Here is a 13137-nt window from a genome sequence, read left to right as displayed (position 1 = left end):
GGGATTCCAGACCAGGTTCTCGATCCCTCGCTTACGCAGCGGGTTGGGTATTTTTGATGCATTGCCGGTCTGTCCACGCTCTGGCGAGCGTGGCTACGTGACTGCCGTAGCTACCGTCGCCAGAGACGGTGGTTCCCACTCGGAAACCGTCACCAATTGATTTCACGTTCCGAGCGAAAGGCGACACTTGACCGCCAGTTCCGCGGCGTGTTGGGGGGGGCTTGCCCTCTGGGGTGGCGGGTTCTGACGGTTGTGCGGGGTGCGATAGATCCCCTTCTTGCCAACCCTGCGGTTTGCTGACTCAGAGTTGTATGGACGCTGCGTCCAGTTAGTCTCGAAGTGAACCTCCTCGGATTCGTGCTGGGGATGACTGCGTGACTCTTTCTGCGATCCCCTGATCATGACTTCTTCGCCGCTACGTCCTTTGATCGTGTTGGGGACGCGTCCTGAGGCGATCAAAATGGCGCCTCTTATTCGAGAATGCCTGGATCGTCCTTCCGAATTTGCCCCGCTGATTTGCAGTACCGGTCAGCACCGTGAAATGCTCGCCCAGGTGTTGGGCTATTTCCAAATCACTCCTGACATTGATTTGGATTTGATGCGGCCGGGGCAAACGCTAACCGGTTTGACTGCCGATTGCCTGCTGGCGATCGACAAAACGATTTTGGAGCATCGTCCTGATTGTTTAGTGGTTCAGGGCGATACCGCGACGGTGATGTCCTCCGCGATCGTTGCGTTTTACCATCGCTTGCCGATCGTGCACTTGGAGGCAGGGCTGCGGACCGGGGATCTAATGGCTCCCTGGCCCGAAGAATTTAATCGCCGTGTCGCGGGTATTGTCGCCAACCTGCATTGTGCTCCGACCGTCGGGGCCGCCGACGCACTCCGCCGTGAGGGAGTCCCCGAACCGAATATTCGGGTGACCGGGAATACCGTGATCGATGCCCTGTTGTGGACCGCAGAGCGAGAGCGTGCGGCGACCAATCAGTGGACGAGTCTCTATCCGTTTGCGGCGGAAGGATCGATGGTTTTGATCACCGGGCATCGTCGCGAAAATTTTGGTTCCGGGCTGGAGAACATGTGTCTCGCCCTTGCGGATTTGGCTGTTGCGTTTCCTGAAACGGCATTCGTTTACCCTGTGCATCTAAATCCACAGGTCAAAGGGCCTGTCCATCAGCGATTGGGACATTTGCCCAACATGCACTTGGTGCCACCTGCAGATTATCCGGGATTTGTATGGCTGATGGACCGCAGTCAGGTCATTTTGACCGATTCCGGTGGCGTCCAAGAAGAAGCTCCGTCGCTGGGCAAACCGGTGCTGGTAACGCGTGAAAAAACGGAACGTCCCGAAGCTGTCGAAGCGGGATTGGCGGAATTGGTGGGAACCGACCGTGAACGGATTGTCGCCAGAGTCACCCATTGGTTGCAGCAGACGGATTCTGCGGATGCCGGATCGCAGCGGTCCGGAACTCGGGCCCCTTCCCTCTCAAGTCCCTACGGCGACGGTCAGGCGGCTGGACGGATCGCCGATTGGATGCTGGAAGCGATCCAGCCCACGGCGAGATAATCAACCGTTTCGACGTCGCGGCTCGTAATAGGTAATCTCTCTTCTGTAGATTGCCCGAAGCCACTAAACTGCATCGATCGCCTATTCGTTGACGTTTTAAACGATGACGAGAGGGGCTTCGCGTCATGTTTAGTCAGGTATTTCTTGGAAATGGAGTTTAGAGCGATGCATCGTCAGATTTTATGGATTTCGTGCGGATTATTGATTGTGTCGCTTGGTTTCCCCAGCCACGCCCGGGCTCAGCAGCTTCAGGAGGAGACCATTCAAGCTTCCGCGGTGGTCTTGAATGAAGCGATGAAGGGGCCGCTGAGCAAGATTCCTCAGTCAATGTTGCACGACGCTTACGGTGTCGCGATCATTCCCAACGTGATCAAAGGAGGTTTCATTGTCGGAGCAAGGTTCGGACGAGGGGTGTTGTTCGTTCGCGAAAATGGCGGGGCATGGCATGCTCCGGTCTTTATCACTCTGACCGGGGGAAACATTGGCTGGCAAGCGGGCCTTCAGTCGTCCGACATCGTGCTGGTTTTTAAAACCGAACGAAGCGTCCAAAATATTCTGACCGGGAAATTGACGCTGGGGGCGGACGCTTCCGCAGCCGCCGGACCGGTTGGATTGCAGGGAGGGGTCGCGACCGACGGCCAACTGAAAGCGGAGATCTATTCGTATTCCCGCAGCCGTGGTCTGTTCGCTGGCGTTTCCATTGACGGGTCGGTGGTCCGCGTCGATTCATTGGCAACCGGTGATTACTACCGCTCGCCGGGACCAGGCCTGCCTGTCGTGGTTCCCGAATCGGCTCAGCAGTTAACCTACGCGATCGCTACCTTGGCAGGGATTCCAGCGGGAGGTGCCGCACCGATTGGGGAACCAGGGGCCCTCGCCCAACGGATGGGCGCTCAAGAAACGGACGTTCTGCGGAATCAGCTGGAACCGTTGGCAGCCCAGTTAGACGCGTTGCTAGATCCACAGTGGCGATCCTTTTTGGCTTTGCCCCCTAGCCTGTTTGTTGGAACAAGCCATCCGAAGCCCGAGGAACTACAGGCAACGGTTTTGCGATTCCAAACCGTCGCAGCCGATCCTCGCTATAAGGCTTTGGCCTCTCAGCCTGCTTTTCAGTCGGTATTCAGCTTGTTAAAGCAGTACCAACTTGCCCTCACCTCCGAGGCTTCGACGCTGAATCTGCCTCCGCCACCGGCGAGTTAGCAGGCTGGCGTTGTCAGATTTTTCTCGCGGCGCTAAGCCGCTCGGATCCGTAAAATTTGCTCGGGACCGGTGTTTGTTTCCGTCGTCGGTATTTCTTCGGCCCGCATCCCGATCGATGCGTACGTCCGGTTGAACTGGCGAATGAAATCTTCCTGGTTCTTGCGAGGCAACAACAAGGGACCGGATGGTGCGGTATGCGGCACAATGATCGCGTCGCACGGTTTGGTTTTTCGGGGACTGCTCATCGAACTTGTAGTCCTTTACGGTGATCTGAATGCTTTGCAGAAACGTGATCGATCGCGGGGACGCAGGGCGCGCCGTTTGTTGCAACAAACATGGAGCGCTGCTCCGCTTTTGTTGCAAACCAATCGAATCCTCTCGCTGCAAACGGTCCTGTGAATAGTGAATAAGTGAAGGGACGGCAGGTTGCCGCCGGTCAGCCGGAATCAAAGCTGCGGCGGATCGCATGTCGGCGAAGCCGTAGGAGCAACCATATTCCGCACCACCCTTGAAGGCCTAGCCAAGGCCCAAGGATCGGTAGGTAGCTGAGGTGGGCTGCCCAACGCGTTATCTGTAGGTTTTGTTGTCGCATTCCGTTGGCGATTCCGAACAGCCCTGCCGCGGCAAGGAGCCCGCTGAACGCCGCCAAAAGGTAGTTGTAGGGGGAGAGACCGTCCGTCCAGGCGACGATCTGAGCGGTCCATTGACCGATCCGACTGCTCGATTCGCCTGTGAAAGATTCAAATAGGGTCACCGCGAAAATGAAACCGAGCAACAGCAACCAGCTGAGATAGCTGAGAAACAGGATTGTCAGTGGGCACTGGATCGCTTGCCGAGCCCGTTCCAAGCGGATGGGACGCATCGGCCGGGGGTGGTGACTGCCGGGCGTGCCCGCAGGTTCTGATACCAACGGTTCGGCAAATGGATTTTTAGGGTCCGTTGCATTCACCAGAATTTCGGTTGGGTAAAATTTAGAGCAAGTCTTTGATTCGACAGGACGGAACGTTGTACGTCGGTTTAGATTCGACAGTTTAGCAGTCGGGAGGCAAGCGAATCGTGAAATCGCAAGTGGTCGCCAGTCCCTCCGTGACCGATTATGCTGAGCATGCCGATTGTTGCCGCTGCGATTGGTCGATTTCAACTGCACGGCTCGCTTGACTCACACGGATTAACGCGATTTTGAATCAGCCTGCACCTCATGTCTTGGTCCGATTTGGATCGTTCGGGACTCTTTTCCGCTGTCGTTCGGTAGCCGATTTTGAGCCGCGGCGGGGGCAACGCGTTGTTTGCCGAACGCCTCGAGGTTTGGAAATCGGAGAGGTGACGACCACGGTGTCCGTTGCAGACGAACCGGAAGGAACCGTGGTTCGGCGGACGACCCCCGAAGACGAATTGTTGATCGACCGACTGGAAAAATATCGAATTCGCGCTGTGGTCCGATGTCAACAACTGTTGGCCGAATCGAATACAGAAACCACTTTGCTGGAAGTCGATCCCCTGTTCGATGGCAAAACGCTGATCTTCTTTTTCTTGGGACCAATCGACGACACCGTTCAGGAACTTTCAGATCGCCTGACTTCGGAGTATGAGAAAAAGGTGCACAGCAAACACTTCGCAAAATTATTGGCGGAGGGCTGCGGCCCCGGTTGTGGATCCAAAGAGGGATCGGGGTGCAGTGGCGGCTGTGCGGTATGCGTGGCGGCAACCGCGTGCCAATCTTAGCAAGCGGCGACGATTTGTAGGATTCGCTCAAGCACCTCGGTGGGTGACAATCCATCGGTATTCAAAATGGTCGCGTCATCGGCTGGACGCAAGCGACCGACTTTGCGTGTTTCGTCTTCCAGGTCACGCTGGTTCTGAGCGGCGAGAATTTCTTCGACGGTGGTCGATCCACCGGCCGTTTGTAGTTGCTGCCAGCGTCGTTTCGCGCGTTCTTCTGGCGAAGCTGTTAGGAATACCTTGCACTCAGCATGAGGGAAAACCTCGGTTCCTTGGTCTCGCCCTTCGGTAACGATGTCTTGGTTCGCTGCGATCCGGCGTTGTTGGCCATTCAGAAAAGCACGGATTTCGGGATGGTCTGCAGCGTATCGAATATGACGAGTGACTTCAGGGGTGCGGATCCGATCGTCGACCGGGACCTCATTTAGGATAATTTGATCGTTTTGGAAATCGATCTGGCATTCTTGAGCAACGGCAAGCAGTTCGTGTTGGTTGGTAAACGAAATTTCCGCTTGCAGTGCGGCATAGGTCACGCAGCGATACATGGCCCCCGTATCCAGGAATGCGAACTGCAGAGTGCGGGCCACTTCCCGAGCAATGCTGCTTTTTCCAGCTCCCGCTGGCCCATCGATGGTGACTATCAAGACTGAAGATCCGAATTCGATTGATTGGTTAGATTGTCGATGGAACGTTCGATCTGTTGTAATGAATCACGAACGGTATCGGATTGGGCTGCGCTAGGATTTTGCTTCCCAAACCGGATAGCATAGTAAAGGTCTGTTAGGAATTGCAAAGGTGGTAGCAGGTTCTCTTTCTCCCTATCGATTTGCTGATCGGTTCGCCGGACCAATTCCTGAGGCGTCATCGTCCCCTCGCGTTGCAGGCCTAGTCGAGCCAATTGCTGAACGGTTTCTGCGTAAAAGGGAAGCTGTGCTCGGGCGGTTTCGTTTGCCTTGGATAGGCTTCGCCGTCGCCAGTGGAACCAGCTTGGAAATCGCAGACGAATTATCAGCAATAATCCGATGGTGATCGCGATCCCGCCAATGGCCGCTGGGATCGAAAACCACTTGCCCGCCGCCAATGCGCCGCCGTGAAGGTTGCCGCTCGCGAAGCGTTGGATGCGAAAGATGATTCCCCGGAAGGTCAACATCATCGGGTTCGATTCCTCTTCGCCTCCATCACCTAGCCCAAGTTCTTTCTGGCGGTTTCCATCCATGTCCATGATCCAGTTTTCATAGACGCCACTGAAAAAGTTGGCTGCGTGAGTCAGACGGCCCTGCGGAGTCATCTCGTTGCCAGGCGTGGGGTCCAGCCGAATCCAGGCGGGCCCCGAAGCTGGTTGTCCAAACGTCAGTTCTGTTTCCGGGATATCGCTGTCATCAATCAAGGCTTCTACCCAGACATGTGCATGCGACTGACGCACAACGTAATGACTGGCGTACGGATTAAATTCGTTGGTCTTGTATCCGATGACCAACCGCGATGGGATTCCTTGATGGCGTAACATCAAAGCCAGTGTCGAAGCAAAGTACTGGCAGTGCCCTGCCTTGTTGCGAACAAAAAACTCTTCGATTGGATCGACTTGCTGGTCATGCGGCATCGTCAGGTCAAGGGTGTACCGCAAACCCGCGCCATGGGAAATATAGTTCGACAACGAGGTGGCAATATCAAACGGATTTCTTTTGCTTTCCGGGAGCGTCGCGACATGGTCGTCCGCTGCTTGGACGACTGAGGGGACGCGATTAGGGTCGATCTGAAGGTCGGTACGAAGTAGCCACTGTTCACGCTGGAACTTGGGGCGTTTCACGATCGTCTCCTCTTCGCCAGGAGCATAGGCTCGCAGGATTCGCGAGCTTTGCCCTTTGCGATAAGCATGGGTGCCGAACCGGTAGGTGATTCGGCTGCGAGAGGATTCGAGTTCAAAGTTTGCACGATCAAGCAACCAGCGGCCAACGGTGTGGCGGACCTGTTTTGCTGAATCGATGGCGTAATACGGCGGGATTGAAAAGGCTGCCGAAGTGCTTTGGGGCTGTTGGTGGATTTGAACGTTAACGCGATCAAAAAACAGATCGTCGGTCCGGCGGTTCGGCCAATACTCTCGTGGCAATCGACGATTGGCAAGTAAAAGGGGGACGGGGCTTGAAGTCCAGCGACCACTTCGCCCTCCGAAATCGTACATGTTGACGATCCGCCCTCGCAGGTACAGCGGGCCGAGAAGGTGGTAGGGCTGGCCGTCCTCCGCATTGGTCAGGCCGACACGCATCACGATCGACCTGTTCGTCTGAAGCTGTCCAACCTGCTCAAGCGAAACGGAATCGCTAAAACCAACCTGTGGGGTGCTTCCCAGCGCCATTCCCTCGTTTTCGGTTGTCCTCGGAATCGTATAGAAAAAGACCAGCCCAATAATGGAAATCGCAGGACCTAACGTTGCAATTATCGGCCGCGGCATCCGTACGCCGGTACGTGCCCAGTTTCGGATACTGCTTGGCGAATGGCAGGAGCCCCAGTCCGCTGCCTGCTTGTTTTTCTTTCCTAGCACTAGGGAAGTCCCAAGGAACGGGGTGTCTTGCGGCGATGCCAAGCTATAGGCCTGAAGGAGGACCGCGGCACTCATCCCCAGAATTGCGATCGGGACCAATAGAATCGCAAACGTCAACGCGTCGTTGAAAACCGCGGCAACGACAATTTCCAAAAGACAAAAGATGCCGATCTGTTCGAAGGTCCGCCGTGATTTAGCCTGCACCAACAAAACCGCTTGTACCAAAACCAGCAGCTCGGCAACGGCCAGGAGCTGGCGATTGCTTGTTGGGGACAAGGGGATAAAGCTGCCGATGCAATAGATCGCGATCCCCCCCATCGCGATGTATCCAATGAATGGCGGAAGTGCGAACAGTTTTAACCAGTCAACAAGGACGAAACCTCCCAATGCCGAAATGACTGCGACGGCCGGCAAGCCCCCGCTCTGTTCATTCAGCCCTAAGACAAGGCCGCCCAGGAGGGCAAGCAATGCGAAGTGAATTTTTAGCAGCATTTCAAGTCGATGCATCGGTTTTCTCTTCCGCAATTAAGAGGGATGCAAGGGGACCATCGGCTTGTAGCCAGGAAATGTCCTGAGCTCCATGCCACCCGGTTCCTTCTTGAGGGACTAATCGCTGTGGGTCTTTGGGACGCGAGCTGATAACCAGTGAGGGAGTGTTCTTGCCCGATAGTTCCATCCCCGCGAGGATTGCCGGGAACAGATTGGCTGCGGTTGTATCGGCTTTCTTGCGGAGAGGTTGGCTTTCCGCTAACCGCCGCATCGCTTGCTGGATCGCTAAGCGTGCATTGGTAACCTGCAGGGATTCGACAGTGGCTCCCGCGATGATCAAACTGACCCGGTTGGATGGAAGCTGCGTCAGCCGAAGCAAGAGAGTCGACGTAAGACTGAGCGTGTGCTCGAATTTCTCTGTTTGAGTCTTTTCGGAATCGTCTGCGTCCGGATCAACGCTGGTATCGAGGATTAGGCAGTATTCATGGCGGCGCTGTTGTTCGAACTGGCGGACGGCCAGCGTATCGAGACGCGCTGTGGTTCGCCAATGGATCCAACGTCGACTGTCCCCATGTTGCCAGCCCCGCAAACCGTAAAAATTCCCTTCGTTCATCCCCGCGCGGTTGCTGGTGGTTTTTAGCCCGCGATTCTGAGCCGCCAACAGTTCATCCCATCGCGGACGCAGGGCAAGTTGCCGAGGGTAGACGTAGATTTCTTGCGTCGTTTGAGGGTCGGTTGTTGTCGATGTCGTGAATCCGAATGGGAACCGTGTGACTGCCGAGGCGGGGCCGAGGTGATAGCGACCGCGGCGATGGATGACACAATGGAAGTGCGGTTCCTGACTTGCCTGGGCTGAGAGCAACCCGACGCCGCAGCGTCCTTTCAGGACGGGGGTTGTGGACGTCTTGGAAGCAGGCGTGATTGGAACGATTAATTCGATCAGCCAAGCAGGCAGCCAGCGGCTTTCGTTCTTCAATGAGTAGCGGACCGTGAATGGCTCGTCGGCAAACACATCGGGAAGGCTCCGTTGCCGCACGGTTAGTTTCTCACCGATGCGGCGTGCTAAACGCCACTGAATGATCAGGGTTCCAAACAGTAGCCCTGCCACAATCAACAGCAGGTTGAAACCACGCAAGGATCCGCCCAGAACCGCAAACAAGGCGATGAAACAGATGTGTACGCCAAGTCGACTAATTCGGTTGGTAATCACCGTTCGAGACTGAATGGAGGGTGAATTGGCGATTGTCGGACTCGCTTTACTGGCAGCAGGAGAAACTTTCTTACAGCGAGGAACTTGAGATTTGTATCGTACCCGATCTGACCTGAGGCGATAACATCTGAGGGGATACCGTCCTGAAACCTAGCGTTTTATAAGGTGATTGCCGTGTCGTGGCACAAGGAAAGTCTTTGGGAATCGACCTCCGGTTCCGCCAGTCGGAGAAGATTTACCGATTTTGCAGGCAGGAATAGCAAAACAAGCTGAATTGTTCCGATCGATCTGACCGATACTATCCGCACAGACAGACCTCAACGCCCGGATTTACCGCGGCTAGGGGGTACCATAGCGGGGGGCGATCCCGCTGGAATTCGAACGCACAACGGTGGAATATAGTCATGTCGGTACGGAAGCTGACGCTGGGCCTTTTGGCCATTTTTGCCATCACATGCGGAATGCATAATGCATCAGCCCAGCATGGAGAGCATGTACCGTTCGTAGACCCTATGGCATTCGAGCCCGATTTTCGGTGGTTCGAACCGGTCTATGATCAAGATCTCGCGGACATGCGACCTAACAAACGAGCGGCAACCGGCTGGTTCGGTGCGATTGATCGCATGAACCTGTACGTGACTCGCCCGGAAGATAGCACTTCCTACACACGTCTTGATGACGGTTGGGGAAATCGCTACGACGTCGGATTCATGAACGAGAAGGACCATGGTTGGTTAGCGACTTACAGCTATCTTGACGGTCCTAACTCGTACAATGTCACTCCGACAGAACGAATCAATCGACTGAGTGCAGAAGACCTGCCCGATGGCGAACCTGAGTACCTCAACTCGCGAGGCTACATGGTTCCGTTCGCTGACCGGAATACCCCCGGGTACTCCGAGCGTATCTATTTCCCAGGTGAAAGCCTGAATATTATGGAAATGCGGAACTTTGAACTCAATAAGACCTTTCGGATGGAGCCTTATCACTATGGCGGTATCCTGGAACCAATGATCGGTTTTCGCTACGTAAGCCTGAAAGACCAGTACTTTCGCTCGGAGTATCGATCGACCGATTCGATCAACTATCCGATCATTATTTCGCCGACGGACGATCCGACAGAATCGTTCATCGCCGACACTTCGACCGCAGAGAATCGAATGTACGGTGGGCAGATCGGTTTCCGATACTTCAAGTATTACAACCGCTTCATGCTGAGCACCGACCTGCGAGTCTTTGGTATGCAGAACTTCCAGGCCAATCAAGATGTGACGACGATCGACACGACGGTTTACGCCGATGCGGAAATCGACGGAGAAACGATCCGGTATGAGCAGCGAGAGACTTCACGAGTCGTGGCACGAGCCGATGAGTTTGTGTTCGGATTCGACCTGCGTGCTGAACTTTCCTACAACCTGTCTCGGGACTTCAGTCTCCGCGGCGGCCTGCAGATCATGGATCTCGCTCAAGGGGTATGGAGAGGCCGGATTGCTGATGCGAATGATCAAGCTCTGTTCGTTGCAGGCTATACCTTCGGCGTAACCCTGAATCGCTAGACCACAGTCTTACGGTCGAAAATCCAGCTTTGAATCGCCATGACGGCCACCCTTCCGTAAGGATAGGTGGCCGTTTTTTCATTGCCCTTGACTTCGCAGACGCAAGCGTCCTATTTCGATACTCAGGTTCACTGAATTAGACTCCACCCGTTGCGGTTTGATGCGGGTGATAATTGAGCAAGGTTGCTAGCAATACAATGGCGTTGGGCGAGGAGAGTACCGGAAACACTGTGCCTGTACGGCGTCCACAACGCTGGGACGAGCCGTTCGATCCAGGCATGGATGAGAGCGAAGTGGCTTGGCTGCTGACGCGTCCCCCTTTCGTACAAATGTCCGAGAACGCTTTTCCTCGCGGGACCCCGCTGAAAGGGATTCTCCGCAATGATTGCCGGTTGCGGAGGTCTCCTCCTGGCGAAATCATTGTCCGCGAAGGGGACTACGGAAATAGTGCCTTTCTGGTCTTGGCTGGAAGTGTCGATGCGCTCCTTTCCAAATTGCCTCCCGAGCAACTGGGGCACCAAGTGCCCGAGCAACTTAGTTGGCGACAAGCACTGAAGCAGCTGTGGCGGCGCCCGACGTTTGCCGAATCCCGCGACCGCTCGGAAGTCAATATCGGCTTGGGTCCTAGGTTATCAACGGTCGACCATCGCAAGGCGGTGTTCCTGCAAGACTTCGATGGGGTTCTGCGATCGAACAAGTCACTGGAGCTGGGACCGGGCGAATTATTCGGCGAAATCGCGGCGATGTTTCGGTCGCCACGCACCGCGACCGTGATTGCGACAACTGAAGCGACGTTGCTAGAAATTCGCTGGCAAGGACTGCGGTTGCTACGCCGCGACCTTCCGTTTGCCCAGCAGATGGAACAACACTACCGAAGCACTTGGCTAAAAGTCCATTTGAAGGAAACTCCACAGCTTCGCTACCTGCCCGCCGACGCGTTGCAACGCGTGGCCGATTCGGTTGTCATGCGATCGTACGGCCGAAATGAATGGAACGCGGAATTCCGCAAGACCCGCGAACTGCCGGCAGCCGAGCAGATTCAATCCGAGCCGTTGGTCGCTTCGGAAGGACATTTGCCGACCGAATTAACACTGATCCGTGCGGGGTTCGCACGCCTGAGCCGAATGCACGGGGCCGGACATCAAACGAGTGCCTACTTAGGGAAAGGGCAATTGTTCGGTCTGCAAGAGATCGCTCACAACGCGCGTCGGCCGGAACAGACGCCGCCAATACCACTACAGCAATCTCTCCGCGCCGTCGGTTTTTTAGATACCCTGCAGATCCCGATCGAGGTCGTTGCTGCGGATGTGCTGCCCTACATCCGGGCAAGCGAAATGCCGCGTCCCATCCTTGATTTTCAGCGGCGTGGTGGGGCTGCAATCAATCAGACTGCAAACAAGGAGGTTGGGGCCGCTGGGCCGGTTCCGTTATCCGCGGCAGGACGTCCCGACGGAGAGTCGGATTTGCCGACGGGCCTGTTGGAATTTTTGGTTCAAAATCGGTTGAACAATGGTCAGCAGGCGATGTTGATCGATTTGCATCGATGCACGCGTTGCGATGACTGTGTGAAAGCTTGCGCGACGACTCACGATGGAAACCCAAGGTTTGCACGCATTGGGATGTCGCACCAGCGATTGCAGTTTGCGCAGGCCTGCATGCACTGTCAGGACCCCGTTTGTATGATCGGGTGTCCGACCGGAGCGATTGCACGGGACAGCGCCACGGGGACGGTCCGGATTCATGAACCGATCTGCGTTGGCTGCGGAACCTGTGCGGCGGCTTGTCCCTACCAGAACATTCAGATGGTAGAAATACGCGATAAAAATGGTCGTTTCTTCCGCGACGAAGAAACCGCGATGCCCATCTTAAAAGCGACGAAGTGCGATATGTGTCAGTCGCAACCGTCTGGTCCCGCATGTGTGGCAGCCTGTCCCCATGATGCACTGGTCCGCATCGATTTAAGCAACTTGGCTCCGCTGGGAACTTGGATGCAGGAACGCGGCATCGATTCAGGAGACATTCCTTGAACCAGCCCTTTCTAAATCAATTCGGTAAACGAAGGCTGGTGGGTGGAACCATTACTCTGCTGGCAATGGTGCTGCTAGGCGGAACGGCTTGGTTGGTGAAGCAGCGGTTGGGGCATGCCTCGATTCTGACCGGCGCCACCTGTTTGGCTTGCCTGTTTCTGTTGATGCTGATCGGCGTCCGGCGACGGATTCGTATGTTGCCGCTTTGGAAGATGTCGACGTGGGTCCAAGTCCATTTGTACGTCGGCCTGTTTTGCACGGCTGCCTATGTTTTCCATGTACCAAAATTGTTCGCCGATGGACTTTTCGAAGGAGGCCTTTCGTTGCTGTTTTTAGGAGTCACATTGAGTGGTTTCTATGGGTTGTATGTCAGTCGGACGGCTCCGAAACGTTTGACGGCTGTCAAAGGGGACTTTCGCTATGAACAGATTGGCTGGCATCGCGAGCAGATCGCCCAGTTGGCTTCCGGCTTGATCGATCCCGATAGCCGTTCGACCGCAGCCCCCGTGTTGGCTCGGTTTTATCGCGATAACTTGTTCCCCTTTTTCCGCTCGCCTCCCAGTCTGTCGTACGTGGCCATGCCAGGTGGAGCACGAAAGAGACGTTTGCTGTCTCGGTTGCGTGAACTGGATCGGTACCTTGAGGATGAAACGAGGCAAGTTGCCGGGCGGTTTGCAGCACTGGTACGGATGCGCGACGATTTGGACTATCACTACGCGTTGCAATTTCGACTGCGTGTTTGGTTGGTTGTGCATTCCATGCTCTCGATTGGCTTGCTGGTTTGGGCTTCGGCGCATGCCCTGCTGGCCTTGCAGTTTTTGGGGTCCTAG

General features: G+C 55.4%; 11 protein-coding genes. 6 read left to right on the top strand and 5 right to left on the bottom strand.

Annotation, left to right across the window (positions count from 1 at the left end; all coding sequences use genetic code 11):
* The first annotated feature begins 400 nt into the window (after window positions 1-400).
* Together wecB and FF011L_RS19130 are read left to right on the top strand one after the other, a co-directional pair.
* Complete coding sequence (gene wecB, locus FF011L_RS19135; protein ID WP_145353365.1) at window positions 401-1567, top strand: non-hydrolyzing UDP-N-acetylglucosamine 2-epimerase; 1167 nt, start codon at window positions 401-403, stop codon at window positions 1565-1567.
* A 165-nt stretch (window positions 1568-1732) separates the two neighbouring features.
* Window positions 1733-2767 (top strand): lipid-binding SYLF domain-containing protein, encoded by a 1035-nt coding sequence (locus FF011L_RS19130; RefSeq protein WP_218932740.1) that lies wholly within the window; start codon window positions 1733-1735, stop codon window positions 2765-2767.
* A 32-nt stretch (window positions 2768-2799) separates the two neighbouring features.
* Here FF011L_RS19130 and FF011L_RS19125 read toward each other — a convergent pair whose 3' ends face one another.
* Entirely contained in the window at window positions 2800-3012 is a 213-nt protein-coding gene (locus tag FF011L_RS19125) for a hypothetical protein (RefSeq protein WP_145353363.1), read from the bottom strand.
* 191 nt (window positions 3013-3203) lie between these two features.
* Entirely contained in the window at window positions 3204-3716 is a 513-nt protein-coding gene (locus tag FF011L_RS19120) for a hypothetical protein (protein ID WP_145353361.1), read from the bottom strand.
* 230 nt (window positions 3717-3946) lie between these two features.
* Here FF011L_RS19120 and FF011L_RS19115 point away from each other — a divergent pair, with 230 nt between their 5' ends.
* Window positions 3947-4489: a PSP1 C-terminal domain-containing protein gene (locus FF011L_RS19115; RefSeq protein WP_218932739.1), complete on the top strand. Its 543-nt coding sequence runs from the start codon at window positions 3947-3949 to the stop codon at window positions 4487-4489.
* Here the strand turns inward: FF011L_RS19115 and cmk are convergent.
* From cmk to FF011L_RS19100, 3 genes are read right to left on the bottom strand one after another with little or no spacing between them, the layout of a single operon-like run.
* Window positions 4486-5130, bottom strand: a complete 645-nt coding sequence (gene cmk, locus FF011L_RS19110; protein ID WP_145353357.1) for a (d)CMP kinase — start codon at window positions 5128-5130, stop codon at window positions 4486-4488. The genes FF011L_RS19115 and cmk overlap by 4 nt on opposite strands.
* Window positions 5127-7532 carry a transglutaminase TgpA family protein gene (locus FF011L_RS19105; protein ID WP_145353355.1) on the bottom strand — a complete coding sequence of 802 codons (2406 nt, stop codon included), beginning with the start codon at window positions 7530-7532 and terminating at the stop codon, window positions 5127-5129. Before FF011L_RS19105 ends, cmk begins: the two co-directional genes overlap by 4 nt.
* The gene (locus FF011L_RS19100) at window positions 7519-8724 is read right to left on the bottom strand and encodes a DUF58 domain-containing protein (RefSeq protein WP_145353353.1); all 1206 of its coding nucleotides are present in this window, start codon (window positions 8722-8724) and stop codon (window positions 7519-7521) included. Before FF011L_RS19100 ends, FF011L_RS19105 begins: the two co-directional genes overlap by 14 nt.
* A gap of 572 nt (window positions 8725-9296) precedes the next feature.
* On the opposite strand from FF011L_RS19100, the gene FF011L_RS19095 reads away from it, so the two are divergent.
* The 3 genes from FF011L_RS19095 to FF011L_RS19085 all read left to right on the top strand — a co-directional run bounded on the left by FF011L_RS19095 (window position 9297) and on the right by FF011L_RS19085 (window position 13137).
* Entirely contained in the window at window positions 9297-10280 is a 984-nt protein-coding gene (locus tag FF011L_RS19095; protein WP_218932738.1) for a BBP7 family outer membrane beta-barrel protein, read from the top strand.
* Between the two features lie 230 nt (window positions 10281-10510).
* A complete protein-coding gene (locus tag FF011L_RS19090; protein WP_246109513.1) occupies window positions 10511-12307 on the top strand; it encodes a cyclic nucleotide-binding domain-containing protein in 1797 nt (598 codons plus the stop codon).
* Entirely contained in the window at window positions 12304-13137 is an 834-nt protein-coding gene (locus FF011L_RS19085) for a hypothetical protein (RefSeq protein WP_145353349.1), read from the top strand. The genes FF011L_RS19090 and FF011L_RS19085 overlap by 4 nt, the downstream gene beginning before the upstream one ends.

This window comes from Roseimaritima multifibrata (assembly GCF_007741495.1).
In the GTDB taxonomy this organism is placed as follows: Bacteria; Planctomycetota; Planctomycetia; order Pirellulales; family Pirellulaceae; genus Roseimaritima; species Roseimaritima multifibrata.
Note: the sequence above shows the minus strand (reverse complement) of the source record. Positions and strands in the feature narration are given on the sequence as shown.

Excerpts from the sequence above, each read along its gene's own strand:
- wecB (WP_145353365.1), top strand. The coding sequence starts at position 401 with ATGACTTCTTCGCCGCTACGTCCTTTGATCGTGTTGGGGACGCGTCCT.
- FF011L_RS19130 (WP_218932740.1), top strand. The coding sequence starts at position 1,733 with ATGCATCGTCAGATTTTATGGATTTCGTGCGGATTATTGATTGTGTCG.
- FF011L_RS19125 (WP_145353363.1), bottom strand. The coding sequence starts at position 3,012 with ATGAGCAGTCCCCGAAAAACCAAACCGTGCGACGCGATCATTGTGCCG.
- FF011L_RS19105 (WP_145353355.1), bottom strand. The coding sequence starts at position 7,532 with ATGCATCGACTTGAAATGCTGCTAAAAATTCACTTCGCATTGCTTGCC.
- FF011L_RS19095 (WP_218932738.1), top strand. The coding sequence starts at position 9,297 with ATGCGACCTAACAAACGAGCGGCAACCGGCTGGTTCGGTGCGATTGAT.